Below are 23,674 nucleotides of genomic sequence, written 5' to 3'. Positions count from 1 at the left end.
TTTTTCTATGCTTTACTGTGATGATAACGGCCTCTGAAATACCTGTATGAGAACAAGACGCCTGCGATCCCCATTAAAGAACCGATCACAACGCCGTATGAATAGAACTCAGACCAGTTCAACTGCAATCGTATAAACTCTTTTGCCAGCATTACAGTCACACTTCCAAGATATCCAAACGCATCAGCAAAATAGATCAGAAAGCCCACATTGCCGGCAACACGGAATGTAGCGATCAATCGTTCAAAAAATATACAATTGAATGGAATGTATCCCATGTATAAACCCAGGCTGACCAATTGCATCCACGTCGCCCCATTCATCATTCCGTTAATGAACAATGCGGAAGAGATCCCTGCGATCAGGAACCCCGCAAGGATCACTACATGCACAAACGAAAACGCACGGATATTCTTCCTAATCAGCACCAGCATTCCCATGATCAGCAGGACCAGCAGGGAGGTATTCGTTTCTGTCCTCGTAAAAACAGAGTAGTCCGATCCGTACCCCAGCTCGTTCCAGATATTCGCCATATAGTTATCCCTGATATCACGCATGACCGTCAGGAAAAGATAGGTAACACTGGAGATGATCAGCCCTGCGCCAAACTGTTTCAGGAACTTTTTCCTGTCTGCAGACGTCATTGGTACCCGAACTGTCCGTTCCCGGCGATCATCATCATCCGGCGGTGGGATCCGCTCCAGCATTGACAGAAAGAATATCAGCGGAATAATGAAAACAAGTCCGGTAAAAAATGGCATCCAGTTCTCTGCAACATTCCATTCTACCATCAGCCATTTAGCTACTGTCCGGGTAAATCCTCCCGCGAAAATAAAACTGACAGCCATGACCGCTCCCATAAAGTCTGTTGTACGGCGCCCTTCGAGGTAGCTGAAGATCACGCCCCACATAAACCCAAGCAAAAATCCGTTAATGAACATTGGCAACATTCCCCATGGAGCGGGAAGTAATGCAAATAATAATAAGCAGATCCAGGCGCTGCCTGTCAGGATCATTCCTGTGCGGAAGCGTCCGAGTGATCTTAATTCGGAAATAAACCTGATACCATAAAACTTACTAAGCATGTATCCTACTACCTGACTGATGATAAGCAGGGTCTGGTAGGATATATTCCAAAAACGGAGGCCATCAAATGTCGCAACGGTAAAAGGCTTACGGTATGCATACACAGATGAATATGCCAGGAAAGCGGTAAGCGCCGCCAGTACGGCAATGATCATGCGTTTACCAGCGAGCCGCTGGTCTGTTGCTGCTATATCAGTCACGTGAAAGGATTAACGGGAGAAGTGAAGACAGATCAGGTAAAACAAAATCAGGGTCATAAGCGACCAGTTGTTCTGCGCTATAGGCGCCCGTTGTTACTGCCACAACAAGTCCACAGCCTGCATTACGCCCTTCGTTCACATCCACCTCCGTATCACCGATCTTTGCCACTTCAGCCGGGTCCGTGACACCTGCACGACGCATCAGCTCCTCTATCATTAACGGCTGCGGACGTCCATACTCCACTTCATCACTGGCGATCATATCATCAACCCACCCTTTCTGGCGCCACTGCAACCTGTTGATGATCGCATCCGCAATGATCCGTGGAAATCCTGTGTTCAATGCGATACGGATATTATGCTCTTTTAACTGTTGAAATACTTCTTCCGCATATGGCAATGCCATCACAGACGGATCATAGAGATAAAAATCCATCATCTCTTCTGTAAAATCTGTATGGATCGTTCCGGCATCGGCAATCCGTCCCCCGATCTTGGCGAGCAGCGCATTCACTGCAACGATCTTCTTCACTCCCATATACGGATATGTCTCCTGTAAGGAAACTTCATACCCGTTTCTTGTAAAAGCATTCCGGAATGCTTTTGCTACATAGTCCTCGTCTCTTAAGGTAGTTCCGGCGATATCAAAAACAACCAGTTTGATTGCCATGCATGTATTGTTTTGCGTTTTAAAAGTTTTTTTTCGGGGCCAACAGTTGACATTCATTCTTACTCAATCAGCAGAAAGATGATCAACCATCATGTTCCTGTATTTACTCAGTGGAGGGAGGGGTTGATGCTCCAGCTTCGCTTTCTCGTCCCACTGACGGAGACGGATATGCATATCAAAAAGCGGATCAGCTTCAAAAGCAGACGCCTCCTCGGCGGTCATACGGCCGCCCTGAAACGCCAGCGTTTTTCTGCTTGCCTCAGAAAGACGATTGTAATATTCTTCATTACTGAAAGTGAGATATCGTTTCGCCTGAACATGATTTCTGACAAGGCTGGCGATGTTTTCAGAAAAACCTTTCTCAAGCAGGAAGTCGGCACCAAGCTTTTCATGGTCCACTACCCCATATCCATCCATTTGTTTTACTTCCATGATATGTTCACACAGGTGACCGATATCATGAAAGAAAGCAGCGAGTATGATCTCTGTGTCATACCCTTCACTTTCCGCAAGTACAGCCGACTGGCACATATGTTCTATCTGCGAAACGGGTTCGCCTATATAGTCATCACCTCCAAATTTTTCGTAGAGGCTGATCACAAAATCTGCCGTTTGTTCAGGGGTTGATCTATCAGAAAACATCATAAATGATTATTTATCTAATGAAAGTGCTGGAAGAGTTTTGTGTGCCGGTTTAAACTCTTTACCCAATAGCGCCGCAATAGTAGCTGCGATCTGCCCCTGATAAGCCTGGGCTTTCTCTTTACTTTCGCCCTTCCTTTTCACAGATGGTCCGATAGCTGCAAACCACATTTCACTTGCCTCCGCAATACGTTGGCCATGATGTTTCCAGTTGCCATCTTTCGCGAGACCTCTGCCATGATCCGTAGTGATGAGCAGGGTCGTTTTATCTTTATAACCTGGTGTTGATTGAATGTATTGCCAAAGCTGACGGATCCAATCATCTGTATGCTGCGCTGCATCAAGATAGAAATCATACATACCGCCATGCGCAAATTCATCTGTATCCCCCAAACCGAAATAGATCAGTTTTGGACGATGCGCTTTCATGTATTCAAAAGCCAGGTGAAACGTTGCTACATCCACACGTTCGCCACGATGGAAGATCTTCGGCATTTCATGTTGCAGCTTGTTATACAACTCTTCACCAGCGGTGAGTTTTCCGGGAAGTTCGCGATAGCCATCGTTCACCAGCAACCCGGAACGCTGAGCATTAAAGATGTAAGAGTAAACATCCCATGAACCAAAAACAACAGCTTTGCCCTTGTATTCGGGAAGTTTATTCAGGTATTCAAAAACATTTTCGTTCCTGTTAGGGATCTTATCGTTTGAATTAACAGACGTATCGGGAAATCCTGTGAATATTTCATTGTAACCGGGATAGGAGAACCAGTAAGGGTTCGCGTTGTTAAAATAGTTACCATACTGCCGATTGCCAAGCAGAACACCCTTTGAAGCAATTTCTGACCAGAAGAATGGCAGTAGTTTCTTTCTTCGTTCATCAGCAGTCGGAGCCCAGAAATTTTCCTTTACGTAATCAGTGCTGTATTTGGCAGCAGTATCAAATGTAAGCAGGCTGTCTGCGCCTCCGAATACTTCCTGCCAGCGAAGACCGTCCATCGTCACCACAACAATGTTTTCCGATCTGCCTGATTGAGCAAAGGAAGTAGTAATAATTAAAATGGTTGAAAGGCCAAGTAACAGTCTTTTCATACTATTTAGCTTTATGAGTAAGTTGTTTATTCGATTTTGATCTGTAGGGACCGAAGCTGGACTTTACCCGCAGATCGTTTGTTGTATCATCGAGGACGATCACATAGTAAGTCTCGCCACCAGGTAGTACACGCACGAGTACGTGTCCCTGCTGACTTTTATAGGAATGATCGATCAATGAACCGATCACGAGACGGTTAGCTTCCAGCATATTTGTCGCGAAGAGATCGCGTGGGCCACTATAGATATGCTGATTGGTCATCCGGGCGAGCACTTCATGCCCTGGATGATCTGACGACCATGTTTGTCCGATCCAGACAGAAGGCTTCAGTGTTTTCACCATATATTCATTTACCGCATCGCGGTTCCCGTGATGATCAGTCACAGCCACATCCACCTCTCCCACTACACGTGCTATGGGTGTCTCCACATCGCGCAAAGGGTTATCACCCGGAAAAACATTCCCGGGGTTATCACCACCGGTATAGTAAGTGAACGGCCCATAATTAACCGTCAATGCAAGACTCAGGCTGTTTTCGTCTGGCCAGGTCTTTCTGTTTGAACTGTCAATGGGCGGAAAATGGGCCACGATAGTGCTGTCTTTACCATTCCAGATCCACTGATTGCTTTTTATATTCTGTATAAAAAAAGATGGATAAGCAGCCGGCTGATTACGTAGGACCAATTGCCGGTGACTGCCGGCCCGTAATGAAGAAGCTTTCATCCCGTTATGCATGGCTTCATCGAGCCATGAAAAATAGTTTTTCATCGTACGTCCAAACTCAATCTCACCACCGCCATATTTATCGGAAAACCTTTTCAGATCATAGGGATAATTGTATGAGGGGAAGCCACGATCGATCAGTTCATCGATCTTCATCATAGATCCTATGCCGGTCATTCCTGTAAGGATATATTTTCCTGAAGAAGATACAGGAGCTGTTGGATACCATGCCCCGAAATGGTCATCATGGAAGTGAGTGATCAATGCGTAATTAAGGTGGTCAGCAGGGGAAACCTGTTTGATATAATTCGCGATCCATTCATAAGGCTTACGCGATGAATCAGGTTTGATCGAAGCATTTCTCGGAGTGAAGGTGCGCTCATCGAGCGGAGATAATTCACCGGCATCGATCAGCATGGTGGTCGCATCAGGGAGGATCAGGAATGCGGCATTCCCTCTGCCTGTGTTTATATGATGGATATCCAGGTATCCCTTCTGCCACGCAGGCAATACACTTCCCGGCACAGGCTGCTGCGCGAGGGAACTAAAGCTTATCAGTAAAAAAATAGCTGGCAGGTAAAATCGCATACACTTGTTTTGAAAAAGAAGCAGGGCATAGACATGCCCCGCTGCATCTAACTAACTGCTTGTTTCAAAAAAAGAGAGTTTACTGCAACAACCACATTTTGGTGTTGACATCATCTGTTCCTCCCTGGCGCTTTACCGCTTCTGCCCTATTCTCAGGGTTCAGTGATTGAGCTGCCAACGGATAAATATATCTTACAGGAACTTTGTTACCATTGAGATTGCCGGAGCCAGGTATGATGGCCGGCATATTGGTCCTGCGCCAGTCAAACCACGCTTCAAGCCCATTGAAATAGAGAGACACCCATTTCTGCAAAGCGATCTTTGCGAGTTTCTCATCACCAGTGCCGGTATACGCCACTTTTGCCTGAGCCAGGTATCCCGCAGGCATATCGATGTTCAGGTTATAGGATGCCGGCACAACAGCTTTCCAGTAAGCGAAGTTCGCGTTGATCCCGTTTGCATAGTAGGTAGAAGCATCCCCCGTTGTGATCATTCCTTTTTCCCTTGCTTCCGCAAGCAGGAACTGCAATTCCGCATAGGTCATCCATAAAGCACGTGGTGCGTCTGGAACCGGCGCCTGTTGGTTGTTGTCGTTACAAACCAGGCAGGCGAAAGTGTACCCCACGCGGGATACTCCCTGAACACCACCGTTATAAGCAAGCGCATCCACATCGTTCAATCCATTAGGGATACCTTCCATTTTCGGCGTACCCGCGGCAACAGAGCGCTGGCTCGGCCTGGCGAATACATTGATACGTGTGTCGTTCAATTCAGCAAGACGATCAACCAGCGTTTTGCTCACACGGAACTCATCAAAAGATCCAACGCGGTTGCCATACAGCGGCCACTGGTAAGGTGCAGCCGCCATGTATTTCAGCTCTGCGTTATCACTATTCCCTTCAAAAACAGGATTTGCGGATGGATTACTGATGATCGCCTGTAGATCAGCATTCACATTTTTCTTTTTCGAGATACGCATCATGTAACGGATGCGAAGCGAATTGGCAAGTTTCCGCCATTTAGCGATACCAGCAGGGCCTCCACCGAAAAGGATATCCCCGCTCAGGTTCGCTCCTGAAGTTGCGAGCGATTCATTGGCTTTTTTCAGGTCAGCAAGGATACCACTATATATATCTTCCTGCTTATCATACTTAGGTCGATAGATCGCCTCTGTTTTACCTTTACCAGCTTCTGTATAAGGAACGTCTCCGTAAGCATCCGTCAGTTGAGCAAACATCCATGATTTCAGGATGAGTGAAACGCCGTAATACGGGTTTGATGCATCATTATTTGTGATCACAAAGATGTTCTGAAGGTTGCGGTAATTATCATATACCACGTTCCAGATATCGTTTCTTTCATTCCAGTTATAGCGGTCTTCATTCACAAACTGGATCTTTGCATGATGCTGGGCAACGATGTTGCCAATACCCCAGGCTTCATTCACCTGTCGGTCCATCATATTTTTGATCACACCACTGATGAGAAGATCTGCTGTTACAGCGGTTGGGTTGTTCTTGTTATCGTTTACGTCTTCAAAATCTTTGGTACAGCTTGCCAGCGTTGTAAGCAGTAACGCCGGTGCCAGGAATATTTTCAGAAGTTTCATGTCTTTTCTTTTTTTGATGAGGGTTAGAGTTTGAAGCTAAGATTAACACCGTAGCTGCGTGAGCTTGGCAGGCTCATGTTCTCAATGCCGGGAACAGCTGTTCCACCTGAGTAACCCATTGTTTCAGGATCCACGTGAGGCACTTTATCCCACAGGAACAGGTTTCTTCCTACCAGGGAAATAGTTGCGCCACGGATCGGCAGTTTACCAAACACTTTGTCCGGAATGGTATAACCGATCTGCAGTTCGCGCAACTTCACAAAAGAAGCATCATACATTACACCTTCGGCAATACCACGGCCGTTCGTCCATGCACCATGCCATTCTCTTGCTGTAAGCTTTTTTGTATTCGGAGTAAAACCGCCAGCGCCATCAGCGACAACACCCTGACCGATCACACCATTGCCTGGTTTTGTAAGATCATACCCGTCTGCACGACCTTCGAGTGTTTCCATAATAATCCCACCTTCGCGGCCAACTGTCTGCGTGAGTGAATTCAGCACGCCACCCTGGCGGATGTCAAACAGGAAGCTTAAACGAATTCCTTTATAGCTCAGTGCACTTCCAGCACCCATCAGCCAATCAGGATTGTAATTACCCATGAGCTGACGGTTAGTTGTTGGAACAGGGCGACCGTTTGCTGCGAAAACCATTTGACCAACGTACTTGCCAGAACCATCATAATAAGGTGCGTTCTGATCAGTGTTCTGTACACGTGCAAAGCCAATACCGTAGAGATTCCCCATTCTTTCACCAACTCTTGCTTCAACACTTACGCTGTTCATACCAGCCATTACATAGTTATTAAGACCGTCGCTCAGTTCCAACACTTCACTTCTGTTGGCAGAAAAGTTGATGAATGCATCCCAGCTAAAGTTCCTTTGTTTGATGATCGAAGCATTCAGCATTACTTCCACGCCATAGTTCTTGATCATACCCGCGTTGATCTTACGGGAAGCATAACCCGAAGTAGGATCGAGAGGAAGGTTCAGGATCTGGTTTTTTGTGCGGCTTTGATAATAAGTGATATCAACACCGATCCTGTTATTCAACAGGCGGATATCTGTACCAAATTCATAAGCAGAGCTGATCTCTGGCTTCAGGCTCAGATTCGCCAGGCTGTTTGTTTCGCCATAGATCTGTGAAGAATTGAAAGGTTCGCTGCGGTTATATGTCTGCTGGAAAGAGAAAGGATCAGTATCGTTACCCACCTGCGCAAAACTTGCACGAAGCTTCCAGAAGCTGAACACCGAAGGAAGGCGAACGATATCACTCATCACTGCGCTTGCCGCTACGGAAGAATAGAAATAACCGTTGCTTTCAACACCCTGGCTTTTCAGATCTTCCGGGATTGTAAGCGAACTGCTCCAGTCATTACGACCGGTAAAATCCAGGAACAGTTTGTTTTTCCATGACACACCTGCTGAACCATACAGGCTATTGATACGTTTCGCAATATTTGTTTGCTGAGCGACCAGTGCTATACGGGAGTTGTTCAGGCTATAGATACCCGGAATGTTCAACTGGCCAGCTGCCTGTTCATTGAATCTTGAAGTCTGGCGCATCTGGTTGCCACCAACTGTAGCATTGATCGCAAAATCCGGATTGATATTTTTATTGAATGAGAAAAGGAAGTCGGAGTTGCGCTCTTCATTCACGATACCCACTTCACGGTACTCACCAAAAGGGAAACGCTGCGTGCTGAATGCCCGTCTGTACTCACGACGTTCATTGCTCCAGTCTGTTGCAGTACGCAATTGCAGGCTCAGCCAATTGGTAAAATCATATTTCAGGTTAACATTGCCAACGATCCGATCATAATACTGTCCGTTCGTGTTTTCCATAACGGTCAGGTAAGGGTTATCGTGGTAGTTATAGTTCCAGCTATACTGACGCTGATTTTCCAGGCTGTATGGACGCGAGCCATCGAGGCCCATCTGCCAGAGTCTTTTCATATCGCTTACTCTTACAGAAGCGGGCAACCAGCAGTTGAACAGGTACATCAGGCTTTCTGTACCATAGCTGATCGAAGGGCGGTTATCACTTTCACTTTTGATATAGCTTACAAAAGTGCGGACAGACAATTTCGGTGTAAGATTATAACCACCGGATACAGAAACTGTATTTCTTTTAAGGTCCGTGTTTGGCACCATTCCTTTCTGATCAAGATTGGTGTAACTCAAACGGAAATCACCTTTATCATTGCCCCCAATGAGAGCAACGTTGTTGGTGAATGTATTTCCTGTATTAAGGAAGTTCTTCAGGTTGTCCACATCAGGAGTCCAGGCAGTCGGAGTGATCACCGTTCCCGGCGTGTTCAGATCGCCGCCAAAGAACTGTGTAGGCTGACCATTCAACGTGCGCGGGCTATTGAATTGCGGGTAAAGCTGACCTCTGAAAGAAGGTCCCCAGCCTTCATCTGTTCCGTCGGCAAGTCCGCCGCCGCCGCCATTCACGAAGGCAAAGTCTCCGCCACTACCATTACCCTGACCATACACTGTTTGATATTCAGGAAGTTTCAAGGCAGTTTCAAAAGTAAGGTTGCTGTTTACTTCAATACCAATGCCTTTCTTTTTGCCACCACTTTTTGTTTTGATGAGGATCACGCCGTTCGCGGCGCGTGAGCCATATAACGCAGCAGCAGCGGGACCTTTTAGAACGCTCATGCTTTCAATGTCATCAGAGTTAAGAAAGCTTGCGCCATTGCCAAAGTCCACTTCAAGGTTCCCCCTGCCTGATCCGCCGGAGATTGCATTGCTGATGGGAACACCATCTACCACATACAATGGTTGGTTCTTATTAATATCGACTGAGCGCTCACCACGAATGGAAACTCGTGCAGAACCGCCGATGCCGGAAGGACTACCCACCACTGTTACACCAGCAACTTTACCTGCAAGCTGGTTTACAACGTTGGTTTCCCTTGCAACGGTCAGGTCTTCACCTTTCACTTCCTGGATCGCATAACCCAGTTTCTTCTTGTCTTTTTTAATACCGAGTGCTGTAACAACTACTTCGTTCAGATCCTGAACATTTGCTGTGAGTTGTACGCTGGATGACTCACCAGCTTTTATTTCACGCGTACCAAAGCCAACGCTTGATATCACAAGGATATCACCATCATTGGCGGAAATTGTGAAGGAGCCGTCTTCAGCGGTCATTGTTCTTTTGTCTGTGCCTTTTACTACTACAGTAGCACTGGACACGGGCTGATTATCCGGAGACAATACTTTACCAGCGATGTTCTTTTGAGCCATCGCAATACAGGAGATTGTCAGGAATAAGAATGTCAGGATAATCTGGGCAAAGCGAGGATAGTTGGGATAATGCATATCTCAATCAGTTTGATTTGGTTTGTCGATGCCGCGAAGGTGGAATTGTAATGTGAACTGATTCTTATACTAAGATGATCTAATGATTAAGAAAACTTAAACAGAATGGAACTTTGGGAGTATTGATAGATACTTATTTATCCAACCGGCGTAGGAGGAACGCCGCGAACGCGGCGATACGCGGAGAGCGCGGCGATACGCGGAGAGCGCGGCGATACGCGGAGAGCGCGGCGATACGCGGAGAGCGCGGCGATACGCGGAGAGCGCGGCGATACGCGGAGAGCGCGGCGATACGCGGAGAGCGCGGCGAAATACAATAGCTGCTCTTTTCGTTGCGTCCGCCGCGTATCGCCGCGTTCGCCGCGTTCCACTTATGCCAATCAGATATTTGAAAGTGCTTTTTATAGTGAGTACTCAGATCACTCTTTGATTTTCAACGCTGCTAACAATTTCCGGAAGATCTCCGTATTCTCATATACACCGCTGAACAAATGCGATTGCGGCCCATAAGCAAAAACGGGAACAGGAAGTGCCGTATGTCCACCAGTTGAGAACTGGCCACTGATATATCCTTTATTATAATCTCCGCCAACAAGCGTCAAACCGCCCGTTTCATGATCGGCGGTCACCACCACCAGCGTTTCTCCATTAGCATCTGCAAATTCCATTGCTTTACCAACCACCTGGTCAAAATCCATCAGTTCGGTTACTACAAAAGGAAGTTTATTTGCGTGTCCGCCATGGTCAACCTTTGCGCCCTCAAGCATCAATAAGAATCCATCTTTATTCTCTGACAATACGTTGATAGATTTTGTGAAAGCATGTTGCAGCCATTCGCCGCGTCCTTGTATTCTGTAAAGCCCAGCGATCGAATCAATAAGCATCCATGGTTTGGCGGCGCCGCCACTCACCTTGTCAAACGAGCTCACCAAACTGAACTTTGTCTCTACTGCTTTAAGAAGGGAATCCTTCAATGAAACCGGAGCTTTGCCCATGATAAGATCAACATTGGAAGCCAGCAGATCTTTTAGCATACCTGAGCTGTTGCCTCTATCCGACTGATGGCCATAAAAACTCGCTGGTGTTGCATCCGTGATATCACCACTGGTTACAACGCCCGTTTTCATTTTTTTCTTTCTCACCAGGTCCGTGATCAGCACAAGCGGCTTGCCTGTATGATCAACACCAACGGCCCTATTGTTAGTTTTTACACCCGAAGAAATGGTCGTTGCTCCTGGAGCAGAATCAGTAATATAATTATCGTAAGAGCTAGTCTTGGATAATCCAACATATCGCATGTTGAACACATTCAAGGCGCCATGGTTGGTGGTATATCCTGCATACCATTGTGGCAAACCCGTTCCATCTCCGATCAACAAAATGATATTTTTTACCTTCTTATCTTTGCCATCATTCCGGTAGGTGGGTCTATACGGCTTATAACTTTCTTTTGATGTGTACGTGCGATCTGCCAGCTGAGAAAGAAACTTACTAAGCCCCCTGACCTGATCAGTATTGATATAATCAACGCCAAGTCCAATAAAGCTCTGCCAGCTGTTCAGGATATCAGGAGCATTCCAAAAGCGAACCTTCTTATTGAGTGCGTGTGCTTTTCTAATTGCTGACTGCACTGCTTCCAGATCCTTTGCCACCATTCGTTCCAATCCATTCCACTTTGAATAGGAAGTGAAATTATCACTCAGCATTACGATCTTTTTCAACTGATCTTCAGTATAAGTTTTTTTCAATTCTCCATCGAACATGATCCACGGAGGGTAAGAAGCATATAGTTCAGGTGCAGGCCGGCTGCCCGTAATGACGATCTGTAAAGAAGGGTTAGCTACCAGAGCCGGAAACTGCATCAGTTTCTCCACCAGTTTATCCAGCAAAGGATCGGCGGGCGTCTTTAAATCAATCAGTAACTGAAGTGTCCTTTCCTGGTTTGCATAAACATATCCTTTATTACTGATCGTGCGATCCGAAAGCGGCTTCAGGTAAAGCGAATCCAACAGCCATCCACGGGAAAGCTGCGAGCTGTCATGCGCTACGACGATCTCACCATTTACCAGGAACACATCCACTTCTATCGACCCAAATCCTTCCTCCCACGCCATACGGAAGGGAGCTTCGCTTTCATAGTCGTTATGCGAATGAGCATTGGCAACAGAATAACTCGCAGGCTGAGCCATCAGACCCAGCGGTACAAAACAGATCAACAGGATAAATAAATTCTTCATCATAAAAATAAAACCAGCCCCAAAAAGGAAGGATGAAAAAAGATGTGACGAAAAAAGTTTCAACAAATATAACGTGCTATCCGGCAAACATATTAAAAGCCTGGCCTTCGCAGACCGGATCAGGTTACGATTTTATTATGTTAATGTTAATAGGTGATAAAAGAAGTCACCCCGGGGAACCGGGGCGACTATCACATGAGAAAACTTGCCGATATAGTTATTTAATCATTCAAACCGGGCTCGAAATTAGGAAGGGCATGTAAAGGGAATATTATGGATAGGTTATGGGAGTTTTATGATTGAAAGGAAGCCTTTAGCATGCCTTCGGGTTGAATGAATAGATTTACTGGCGTAGGGGAACGCGGCGGCCGCGGCGAACCGCAGAGATCGCGGCGAAAACAGCCTGGGAAATATTGTATTTCGCCGCGCTCGCCGCGGTTCGTTGCGTTCGCCGCGTTCCTCCTACGCAAGACTATCGAGGATATGACCCTTACCTCTTCCGCAACAACGCTTCCAGATAATAGTAATCCGCATAATTGATCGGAACATCGATCTCGCTGTTCGCTGGCTTATTTCCGGTGCTATGAATGAGAATGAATCCTTTATTCTCTCCAATCGCAGAGCGATAGCTTTTAGTAAGACTATTCATGATCTTATCTGCAAAAGCCTTATACGTTTTCTTCTGCATACTATACCCGCTCAATTCATACAAACCGGATGCGATCACAGCTGCTGCAGATGCATCACGGGAAACGGATGGAATACCCGGATCTTTAAAATCCCAGTAAGGAACAGCGTCAGCAGGCATTGCCGGATGTTTCAACAAATAATCCGCAACGTTCTCGGCTTGTCTTAAATACACCGGATCTTTTGTTTCGCGATAGCACATCGTGTACCCATACAATGCCCAGGCCTGACCTCTTGCCCATTCTGATTCGTCGCTGTATCCCTGGTGCGTTACCTTGCTGCGTACTTTTCCGGTGATCGTATCATATTCCACTACGTGCCAGGTGCTGTAATTATCACGGAAATGATTTTTCATAGTGGTGTTGGCGTGAGCAACAGCGATCTTATAAAAAGAGGAATCTCCCGTCAGCTTTGTTGCTTCAAACAGCAGTTCAAGATTCATCATATTATCGATGATCACGGGGAACTGCCATTTCTCTTTATGATGATCCCAGGAACGGATCGCGCCGGTAACCGGCCTATAGCGGGTAATCAGCGTTTTGGCTGATTGAATGATGACTTCTTTATAGTAGGGATCTTTCGTCAGTCGATACCCATTACCGAAACTGCAATAGATCTTAAAACCCATATCATGCGTAACGCCGTTGAGCTTTTCCTTTTCGATCAATCGGGTGAAACTATCTGCTTTCTGTTTCCATTTCTGATCTCCGGTCAGTTCATAGAAATACCAGAGTTCTCCCGGGAAGAATCCGCTTGTCCAATCGCCGGACGCCACCAATTTCAACTTGCCTTCTTCCACTGTCCGCGGCGAAACCAGGTTAGCTTTTCCTTCACGCGCATTGGGGATCTCACTCAGCAAAACAGCTGTTTGCCTTTCCGCATCTTTTACAATTGCCGACAGCTTTTGTGTACAAGCTGAAAATACGAGTAGCGACGAGAACCCAACACTAAATACAATACGTTTCATACTATAATGTTTATGATCAACCTCAGATAATATTATAACCAGATCAGCGGATTTCTGACCGGCAGATTTCTGATCACTTCAGCCTCCTCCGGCGAATGATCCAGTGCTTTCCAGGTTTGCAGCCATTGCTTGTTGTTAAACCTTGCCGTACCAAAAACAAGAAAAGGCTGCGCGACCGGCCAGTTATTCCAGTACATCACATCCTGCTGAAATGTCCATTTACTCTTGTCCTTTATAAATGGATATAAAAAGTCGATTCCTTTTTTCATATTCCTGCCATCCGGCAAAGTGAAAGACCAGAGATCATCTTTGGGAGTGGACAATACCTGGCAGATCGTAGTCATCGCATCAAGGTTGAAGATAGAATACCCATAAGGCTTGGTGCGCCTCAGCTCCAGCGGAAAACTACCATCAGCAGCCATTTGCTCAGGAAGCAGTTTGGATTTGAACCGGTCTTTACAAAAATCCAGTACTCTTTTATTATTGGTGAACTGTGCGAACACTGCCACCTGCATCACCCAACAGGTGCCATGATTATTTTTCGCCTCGAGTTCCGCTTTTCCATATGGATGTGTTTCCAGCCATTGGATGTAAGCTGAAAACCATTGCTGAAAGAAAGACCATGAAGTTTTGTCCATTGCTTTGGAAAACTGGATCGCCATAAGGCCTTTCACTACTTCCATCAGTTGGATCGTATCGATGATGCCGATGCCTCTTCCCGTTGCACGGCCTTTGATTGCTTGCGCGAACAAGAGTGAGGGGTTCATTCTTGTTGCAGTATCGGTAAACCACGCATTGCAGTGCCGGATGATCTGCCTTGCATATTTCTCATCTTTGGTGATCGTATAAGCGGACGCCAACGATCCGATGACTCGGCTGAAGCGGATCATCGCTTCGCGGTGCGCGACGAAGTTGTCCGGATTTGTCAGGCCATCTCTTTGCACATACGGACTATCCACATGCGCAGGATCTGGCCACCAGTAATCTCCCTCCGAATAGAAATCATGAATTCCACCGGCGCTACGTGACGCGCGGCTTGCAGTTACGGTGACGGGCTCAAGAAGCAAAGCGGAATCGGCCTGCCTGATCACTTGAGCATGCAGTGTACTGATCACTTCTTTTTTTATCTGCGGAGAAAAAACTGTCTCTGCGCGGAATGAAAGAAAGCACACACAAACCAGTATAATAAATATTCTGTTCATGTTGATTTAGTTTTTATAGAGTTCATCCCATTTCACACCTGCTTCCTTCGACTGTATCTCAAACAATGACGATGGTTGCAGGCCTTGCTTATTCTGCCCTTCCCATACAGCATCGGGTCTTCCTTTCAATCGTCCTTCATATTTTTCGCCTTTCAAGCCGATCACATAATTCTTTCCGGATACCCAGGGATCCTGGATAGCTGCTTTTGATACGGTGCAGTTCCAGATCACCTGGTTGGCCCCAGCCCACCCATGACCCGTTCCCCAGTTACCCCGATCCTGCACATTGATCTCTCCATCGGTTTCGATATTATCATACAATGTTCCCACTGCCCAACGATGATGCGGGCCAATATCGGCGTGCGTTTTTTCCGCCTTACTCCGGAAGAATACATTCGGCCCTAAAACTTTTGCACCAGTCACATAATCATGACGCCCATCGGATGCATAACAATCGACAAAAAGATTCTGCTGTCCATCATTGTTAAACGAATAACGGCGTCCGCCGGTGATCTGTGATTTAGCATCGATAGATCTGCAATGCTGGACAGTGATATTTTTGCTTTGCGAACCGAGGTTCACACAGGAATAGCCGAAGAAGGTTGCCTGTACATTCCTCACCCAGCCATTTTCCACTTTATTGAATGAAACCGCATTCCATCCATGATCTTCATCCACATCACTGGCGTATTCAGATTCAAAAGAAAGATCCTCCACACCAACTTCAGTAATACGACCATTGAATGAATACTGATAGACCTCACCGCCACCATATTGATCTTCCATGGCCATCACAACAGGATTGTCGATGAAGATGCGATTACCTTGGATCTTTGTTATCTGTCTTTCAAAATGCAGATCATACTCTTTAGCCGGCCATTGCCTTGTTCCGGAATCCCGTACTTCAATCTGATCCATTTTCAGATCCGTGATCCATTTTTGCGTACCGGGTCTGAATACAACAATCCGGTCTCCCTGTTTCAAATCTTTTGCATCTGTAATCATGAACGATTTTGCTCCAACAGGCACATACCTGTCCGTGATGCGTTTTCCAGTACCGGGAAGTTCTTTCAAATTACCTGAACCGGAAACGGAGATAAGCGATCGTTGCCCTTTGCCTGTTGCAATCAGTTTGGTTTCATCGCCCTCACCGCGCAGAACGATTCCGCCGGCACCGACCTTTATCGTTCCCGATATTTTATACGTTCCTTTCTTTAATAAGATCGCTCCCCGAAATCCGTTTGCGGCAACCGGCATTTTGGATACTTCGTCAATTGCCTGCTGGATCACAGCAAGGTCATCACCTGCAGATGGCGTTACGGATTTTACGACTTTCACCAATGGGATCTGGCGTTGCTGGTGATAATAGCCCACCCCACTGAAATCAGGAATAATATTTCCTTTTTCATCTGGTTTGTATTCCAATCGTCCATCCTTTCCGGGGTGGACAAATGCGGATGTCCATTGAGCGCGCAATGACATGCAGATGAAAGAAAGTAGCAGAACTGATATGATTCGATGCATTCGTTATAAATTTTAATTCCATTCGAGGCATGATTGGCGTAGCAGTAACGCGGCGGACGCAGCGACACGCGGCGAGCGCAGCGAAATACAATGTCTTCCCTTTGGCTGTTTCGCCGCGTACGCTGCGTATCGCCGCGCCCGCCGCGTTCCCCAATCCGCCAATCTTATCATAGATCTATAAACACAGTCTTGAGTCCCTCTGATTTTACACTGATCTTATTCACCGCATTATTTGCCTTAACACGGATCACCGCTCTTCCATTATACAACTGCACATAACGCGATCCGCTCGAAGTCCCCAGGTCATCGATCAGCTCTCCATCTCCGATCATACCGAAACGAACAAATGCTGCGGCATCCAAACATTGAATGCCTTTATCATCCACCAGCTTCACCTCTACAGTGGCAATGTCTCCTTCCTGCTTCACTTTCTCCAGTATCATCTTCGCAGGCTTTCCCCATTTCTCCGTTTCATACCGGAAATGAACAGAATCTTCTACCTGTACCTTTTTTTGTTTTGCGATAACTTTTACTGAATTATCACCCTTGTTAAAGACTACATCCCAGTGTAATCCTGCCGCTGGAAAAGATTGTACATTCCGTTTCTTTGCGCCATAGCTTTTACCATTCACCCAAAGCTCCGCTTCATCACAATTGGAATAAACTTTCACGGTCTTTGCTTCACCTTCATCACCCCAGCGAACCGGCCATGAATGACCGTAGATGTGGACCATTGGCTTGGTTGTCCAGTATGACTGGAAGACATAATAACTTTCCTTTGGTGTAAAATCCCTTTCCACCACACCTTTCTGGTTCATATAAGGAACAGGATTATCCGGCCTGATGGGAGTGGCGAAATCTTTGAATACCCATTGCGCAGAACCTGTCAACCACGGCATGTTTTGTTGTTCTTTCAAATGCCAGTCGAACAGGTTTACGATATAGCTTTCACTCCAGTCTCCATCTTTTGAAACGCGCGCATTACCACCAAAAAGAGAAGCATCACCGGCACGTTCGTCACCACCATTTCCCGTGCGGATCTTTTGCAACTGGTTATCCGGGTTTTCAGAATGCCGGCCTGCATGACTATCACCTCCCCATTCCGCATGAAAGAAATGATCAGTCTTTCCATATTCAGCTTCTGTGATCGATCTGTATTCGGTATAAACGCCGCGGTACCAACCAGCCCAGATAGAAGGGGAGTAGACGTCCACGATGTCTTTACAAAAATCACAACGGCGGATAGAGGTAAGACGGGAGTCATCCAACTTATGCGAAAGATCATGCAGCTCTTTCATGAACACACGGATCTTTTGCTGATCGAATTCAGGAAAATCACCGGGCCAGTCATTTTCATTTCCCAGTCCCCAAAGGATCACCGATGGATGATTATAATGCTGCTCGATCATATTCGTGAGCATCCGTCTCGCCTGTTCTTTGTAAATATCTCCACCCAAACCACCCCGGCACCAGGGGATTTCTTCCCACACCAATAAACCGAGACTGTCACAAAGATTCAACGCGATACGTGATTGCTGATAGTGCCCAAGACGGATGAAGTTCACGCCCATATCCTTCATCAGTTTTATCTCGGTACGGATCATCTCTTCCGTCATCGCCGCACCAACACCTGCATGGTCTTCGTGTCGGTGCGTTCCATTTAACAAAAGTCTTTTGCCATTCAGCATAAATGGCCCTTTCTTCACAAACTCAAAATGACGAAAACCGATCCTTTCTGTCAATACACTGCTATCGTTCCCATTTTTTATCGTCACTGATACAGTATATAGCTTCGGATTGTCAGTTGACCATAGCACCGGAGATCTTACAGAAAATTCGTTGAGCAAAAGATCACCGGATAAAGACGACAGCTCTTTATTGATCTGAGCGATCATCTTTCCGCCCGGATCAGTTAAGCGGACCGTTGCATTACCGCTATTCTTTTTTGCCGGATCATACAATCTTGCCTTTACCACGAGCTTGCCCAGTTTTCCTGCATTGTCCACCGTTGGCAATGCAAAGATCTTATCAATAGAAACCGCCGGTGTATATACAAGGTTCAGATACCGGTATAGCCCTCCATAAACAGTAAAATCCGAAAGGCTTGAAGGGATCATTTCGAGGTCACGGGAATTATCGGTCCTGATCACCAATGGCACTTTCCCTCTGAATTGCTTATTAAAAACATCAGTTCTTTTAAATGCCTCAACCGCATCGGTGATATCAATAGTAAATTCATCGTAGCCACCAACATGGCTGCCTACCTTCACGGTGTGAATGTATACATCCGTTTTTTGTCCTGCTCCTTCGAAATGCAGCAGCACACGTCCGCCAGTGTAAGGGTTGTTGACCGCGAGTTGGGTTCTGTACCAACCCGGTCCCTGGTAATAGTTCACATCCGGATCAACAGCATCACGCGCATTCATGCAATGCGGCAGTGAAACCTTTTCCCAGACAGGCATTTCCTCGGGATTGCCTTTCCCAACAGGACGTACCGCCTCCCAAACGCCGCCGAGATCCATTCTGACAAATTCCCAGTTACCCGTCAATCGCGCGGATTGCTGCGCATTCGCTGCAGAAAAAAAACACAAACAGATCAGGGAGAAAAAAACAGTCTTCAGTTTCATCATAGCTCGATTATCGTTATCGTACATTTATAAAGGCATTCTTATCAATCCATCTTTACAACCTGTAATGCGTTCAGTACAGGCTCGCCTTTGATTGCTTTAAACACAAGCGTGATACCTTTTTCATCCTTTACATCAATGCGCGCTTTTTTCGATACCGCAGTGGCTACGCCATATTGCTTTGCGATATCAAAATTCTCCAGCACGGGTTGATCATTGATCAGCACAGTGAAGATCCTGGAAGTGGAGTCTTCTGTTCTTGCGGAATTCTCCAGGTTATAAACCAATCCTTTTACAGCGCCGCCCTGTAACTCCGCGAAATGAAGTGTGAGTTCATACGTTCCCTGCGGCACATCGAGCTTGTATTGTTCTATTCCTGTTTGCTGTGTCTGGTAGAGCGGATCATCATCCGTTGCGGCAATTGCACGATCTGAGCCGTACGGAAGGCGCGTATTACCCGTGAGTTTAAATACCTTCCCGCCAAGAGATCCCCAGGCACCGGCACGATAGGGCTGGTCGGGGATCCAAACCTGTTTTCTATTCTGATCGATATAATAGCGGTCAGCACCCAGTAATACATTCAACTGGCGGAAAGGATATCGCTCGTCTTTTAATGAATAAGGTATCATGGTAAAGTTGATATCCATTTCATCCGAATACCATTTCCCCTCCTTATATCCTTTTGTCAGGATTTTATTCTTCCCATCAGCGAATGGAACAGACCATGCCGTCAACGATTCAACGACGGCATTCTTTCCAATGATCTTGCCGTTCAATAACAATTCAACAGAATCAAGATTGCTGGTCACCTGCAGCGGCTGCACGCACAAGCCTGTACTGCTGTCAGCAATGCCGGTTCGTTCAATCCACGAAGAAGAAGTGATCTTAATAAAAGGTTCTTTCGTCAGTACTGCCTGGTATAAATAATACGGATCCTTTGCAATACGATCAGCAGTCAGCAATCCCTTGTTATTCATATGAGGCATTGTTTCTCCCCTTGTTTCAGAATTGAAGTCAGCCAGGTTCCAGATCATCGCGCCAGCCACAAAAGGGCGCTTCAGCATTTCATAGATATAATACTGATGGAACCTTGTTGTGTATTCAACACTTTTATCAAACTTGATCGGCTTAAAACTGCGGATGCGCGGATCCGCATCTGCTCCATATTCGGAAACAACCAGCACTTTATTCGGCAGTTCACGATGATGACGTTCCAGGAAAGAAGGAAAATCTTCCATCTTTCCACCATACCAGCCGGAATAAAGATTCCAGCCAACAACATCCGTGATGGCGGTGAGGCCGGCCTGTCGATACTTTTCAAAATCACCATGATGCGCGATCATTGTTCCTCTATACGGATCCGTCTTTCGCGCGATGCTGTCCATCTTCTGCGCAAGTTTCTCGATAGATTTTAAATAGACCTGCTGTCGCGGTTTGTCATTGTTATATCTTCCCTGCAACAGGATCTCATTCATGTGACACCACATCACAACAGAAGGATGATTAAAGTTCTGCCGGATCATTTCCATTTGCATATCAAGGCTGTTCCGGTAGAACTCTTCACTTTCAGTGATCTCATTGACCAAAGGAATTTCTACAGATGTAAGAATTCCCAACTCATCACAGGCGGCAAGAATTGAAGGATCCTGCGGGTAATGCGCCACGCGAAGAAAGTTTCCTCCCATTTTCTTAAGATGCTGCATATCTTTTCTTGCGAGCTCATCAGGAACGGCATTGCCTAACCCTTTATAATCCTGGTGACGGCTTGCGCCAACGAGCTTGTATGGCTTGCCGTTCAGATGAAAACCTGTAGCGCCATCAAAACTGAACCAACGGAAACCGACGGGTTGCGTCAGTTCATCCAGCTTTTCACCGGTTGCCGCATCTGTAATGGAAATAGAAAGTGTATACAGAAAGGGGTCTTCGGGCGACCATAAACGCGGCTGACGGACAGCCGGCATCTGCTGCCTGAAGGAAGCATCCTTACCAGGCTCCACCGTTAGCTTTGCTTGCTGAAGAGAAACCTGGTTGCCCTTTTTGTCTTTCAGGACAGTGACAATGCTTAGTTTCCGCAGCGCACTACTTTTATTGGAAACATCTCCTTTTACTTCAATTGTTGCTTTTCCCGCACTTACCAGCGGCGTTGTTATAAACACCGATTGAGAACCCTTTGCATCAAAACTGAAATGCACGGCATCAGCTGCTACGAGGTACACATCCCTGTAGAGTCCGCCATAAAAAGTAAAGTCGGCAGATAATGGCGGAAGATTTTCATTATAACTGTTATCAACTTTTACCAGGATCTCATTGATATTGTCTTTTCCATCAAATTGGAGGTAAGCGGTTGCCGGAATAAAAAAACCGGTATAACCACCTTTGTGGCTGCCTGCTTTTTTCCCATTGATAAAGACTTCAGCTTCCTGGCCGGCGCCTTCAAAATACAAGGCCACATCACGATCACGGAATGATGGATTCACCGCGATGCGTTTTTTATACCAGCCAACACCCCGGTAGTAACCGGGAGCATCATCCATTACATCCAGCGCATTCCAGGTATGTGGCACCTGGACCATCTGCCACTTGTCCTGCAAAGTATCTTCCGATGATCTCCCTTTATGAAATTGCCAGTGATCATTGATGCTTATCACGGTTCTCGCGGGTGACTGTGCCTGCGCAAAACCCGATCCAGCCAGCAGAAACACTCCACTGAAAAGCCCTGCTCTAATCTTTCTTTTTAAAATAGATACGTCTGAAATTAAATCCGCCTTTGTTCGCATAAACTCTTATTTGTTGAACACCTTTTTCCAACCGGACTGATTGTGGTGCTGATGTCTTCCATTGCTGCAATCCGCCAGTATTTTCCAGCGGCTGCTCGTTGATCAATGTTTTCTTTCCTGAAAGCAGCGATATTCTTGCACTATCATTTGCCGTCGATATTTCGAAGCTTACATTGTAATTACCAGCTTTTGGAACGTTCACGGTATACTGCAACCATTCGCCATCCTCGATACTGAAGATATGCACAGCAGTTCCTTCGCGTTGGATATCTACTCCATCATTACGATAAGCACCACCGCGATTACCACGCGTATTAACGCCTGGTGTATAATGATAGCTGGCTGTATCCCTGTCATAATATGCAAGGCGCTGCCGCCCCATATCGAAGTCTACCGCTTCAATAGTTGTGTTATCTGTGATCTGATGATCTTTGAATGGTTTTGTTTCGGCCGACTGCACCTGCCGGAACATTGCATCTACCACATCCTTATGGAATACATTATTCTTGATTTTCAGATTCTCCAGCAACTGCGTTAATGTTTTCCATGCTTCCTCTTCAGTTGGCTTTGGCCCTTTCCCTGACCAGAATTCCAGCAATTTTGAATACCCTTCCGGCGTTCGTATTTCCAGGGGATTATTGATGTTCATTTTCTTATTCTGCCACCATGCCCAGCCGATATCATTTGACTCAACAAGTTTGATACATTCATAAAACCAGGTATTGGAATTTTCGCCGGACTCACCAAGCCAAAGTGGCACATTGTACTGATCACGCAATTCCAGGAAACGTTTGATCGCGTCAACTGTATTGAAGTTTCCATATTTATGAAAACTCAGTACCATATTATCATCCCAGGTAGGAAGTACGCCATTGTAGTTGTTTCCAAATCCATTTCCTTCAATGATGATAATATGTTTGTTATCTACTTCACGGATGGCTTTTGTGATATCAACCATCAGTTTCCTCAGCGGCTCATTCTTTTTTTCATTGGTGCCGCGAACATCACCTTTGGGATCTTCGAAACCATAGTTGGGTTCGTTGATGATATCATAACCTCCGATCCATGGCTCATTGGCATAGCGCTCCGCCAGTTTTCGCCAAAGAGCGATGGTCTTTTGTATTGCTGCCTCGCTTTCCCAAAGTGTGGGTTTTGACGGATCACGGTCAGCGATCGGCAGATCATTTCCCTGGCCGTTTGGAGCGGCATGCAGGTCCAGGATCAGGTAGATCTTATTTGCTTTACACCAGGCCAGTAAACTATCCGTCATTGCAAAACCTTTCTCGATCCATGTATTTTGTCCCGGTGTTTTCTCTTCGTCTACCGGCAATGTATACAGGTTGTAATGAATCGGTAGCCGCATGGAATTGAATCCCCAGGCAGCCATTGAATCGATATCAGCTTTTGTGGTATGATTCGCCAGCCAGCTTTCATAGAATTGTTTCGTTTTTTCTTCGCCAACAGCTTCCTGGATCTTTGCTTTGATCTTATACTGCTGACCGATATTGGAAAGGCGGAACATATATCCTTCCTGCAACATCCATCCTCCCAATCCCATACCTCTCAGGATCACCTTTTCGCCCTTCTCGTTTACAATAAGTTTCCCTTTCGCTTTTAAAAATCCCTGGCCCCAAACAGGCATCAGGCCGTTAATAAATAACAGTGAAAGAATTATGGTGAATATTTTTTTAAACATAATTGTTCGTTGGA

At 46.1% G+C, this 23,674-nt stretch carries 14 protein-coding genes; all 14 read right to left on the bottom strand.

Going from position 1 to position 23,674, the window contains the following annotated elements; translation table 11 throughout:
• Positions 1–5: 5 nt before the first annotated feature.
• The 14 genes from LZZ85_RS07025 to LZZ85_RS06960 all read right to left on the bottom strand — a co-directional run bounded on the left by LZZ85_RS07025 (position 6) and on the right by LZZ85_RS06960 (position 23,660).
• A complete protein-coding gene (locus tag LZZ85_RS07025) occupies positions 6–1,286 on the bottom strand; it encodes a DUF5690 family protein (protein WP_237870052.1) in 1,281 nt (426 codons plus the stop codon).
• Positions 1,279–1,956 (bottom strand): HAD family hydrolase, encoded by a 678-nt coding sequence (locus tag LZZ85_RS07020; RefSeq protein ID WP_237870051.1) that lies wholly within the window; start codon positions 1,954–1,956, stop codon positions 1,279–1,281. Before LZZ85_RS07020 ends, LZZ85_RS07025 begins: the two co-directional genes overlap by 8 nt.
• Before the next feature lie 63 nt (positions 1,957–2,019).
• A complete protein-coding gene (locus LZZ85_RS07015; RefSeq protein WP_237870050.1) occupies positions 2,020–2,601 on the bottom strand; it encodes an HD domain-containing protein in 582 nt (193 codons plus the stop codon).
• Between the two features lie 6 nt (positions 2,602–2,607).
• Positions 2,608–3,690, bottom strand: coding sequence for a sulfatase-like hydrolase/transferase (locus tag LZZ85_RS07010; protein WP_237870049.1), 1,083 nt, complete (start codon positions 3,688–3,690; stop codon positions 2,608–2,610).
• A 1-nt stretch (position 3,691) separates the two neighbouring features.
• Entirely contained in the window at positions 3,692–5,002 is a 1,311-nt protein-coding gene (locus LZZ85_RS07005) for a ComEC/Rec2 family competence protein (protein ID WP_237870048.1), read from the bottom strand.
• A gap of 79 nt (positions 5,003–5,081) precedes the next feature.
• A complete protein-coding gene (locus LZZ85_RS07000; RefSeq protein WP_237870047.1) occupies positions 5,082–6,611 on the bottom strand; it encodes a SusD/RagB family nutrient-binding outer membrane lipoprotein in 1,530 nt (509 codons plus the stop codon).
• Between the two features lie 23 nt (positions 6,612–6,634).
• Positions 6,635–9,943: a SusC/RagA family TonB-linked outer membrane protein gene (locus tag LZZ85_RS06995; RefSeq protein WP_237870046.1), complete on the bottom strand. Its 3,309-nt coding sequence runs from the start codon at positions 9,941–9,943 to the stop codon at positions 6,635–6,637.
• A 419-nt stretch (positions 9,944–10,362) separates the two neighbouring features.
• The gene (locus LZZ85_RS06990; protein WP_237870044.1) at positions 10,363–12,183 is read right to left on the bottom strand and encodes an alkaline phosphatase; all 1,821 of its coding nucleotides are present in this window, start codon (positions 12,181–12,183) and stop codon (positions 10,363–10,365) included.
• 487 nt (positions 12,184–12,670) lie between these two features.
• A complete protein-coding gene (locus LZZ85_RS06985; protein ID WP_237870042.1) occupies positions 12,671–13,834 on the bottom strand; it encodes a glycoside hydrolase family 88 protein in 1,164 nt (387 codons plus the stop codon).
• 32 nt (positions 13,835–13,866) lie between these two features.
• Positions 13,867–15,036, bottom strand: a complete 1,170-nt coding sequence (locus LZZ85_RS06980) for an alginate lyase family protein (RefSeq protein WP_237870040.1) — start codon at positions 15,034–15,036, stop codon at positions 13,867–13,869.
• 6 nt (positions 15,037–15,042) lie between these two features.
• Complete coding sequence (locus LZZ85_RS06975) at positions 15,043–16,560, bottom strand: hypothetical protein (protein WP_237870038.1); 1,518 nt, start codon at positions 16,558–16,560, stop codon at positions 15,043–15,045.
• A 167-nt stretch (positions 16,561–16,727) separates the two neighbouring features.
• Positions 16,728–19,190 (bottom strand): glycoside hydrolase family 2 protein, encoded by a 2,463-nt coding sequence (locus tag LZZ85_RS06970; protein WP_237870036.1) that lies wholly within the window; start codon positions 19,188–19,190, stop codon positions 16,728–16,730.
• 41 nt (positions 19,191–19,231) lie between these two features.
• Positions 19,232–21,964, bottom strand: a complete 2,733-nt coding sequence (locus LZZ85_RS06965) for a glycoside hydrolase family 2 TIM barrel-domain containing protein (RefSeq protein ID WP_237870034.1) — start codon at positions 21,962–21,964, stop codon at positions 19,232–19,234.
• Positions 21,909–23,660: a cellulase family glycosylhydrolase gene (locus LZZ85_RS06960; RefSeq protein ID WP_237870032.1), complete on the bottom strand. Its 1,752-nt coding sequence runs from the start codon at positions 23,658–23,660 to the stop codon at positions 21,909–21,911. The genes LZZ85_RS06965 and LZZ85_RS06960 overlap by 56 nt, the downstream gene beginning before the upstream one ends.
• Positions 23,661–23,674 lie beyond the last annotated feature (14 nt).

Origin of the sequence: Terrimonas ginsenosidimutans, from assembly GCF_022012415.1 — a bacterium.
Lineage (GTDB): Bacteria > Bacteroidota > Bacteroidia > Chitinophagales > Chitinophagaceae > Terrimonas_A > Terrimonas_A ginsenosidimutans.
This window is presented reverse-complemented; position numbering and strand designations above follow the sequence as displayed.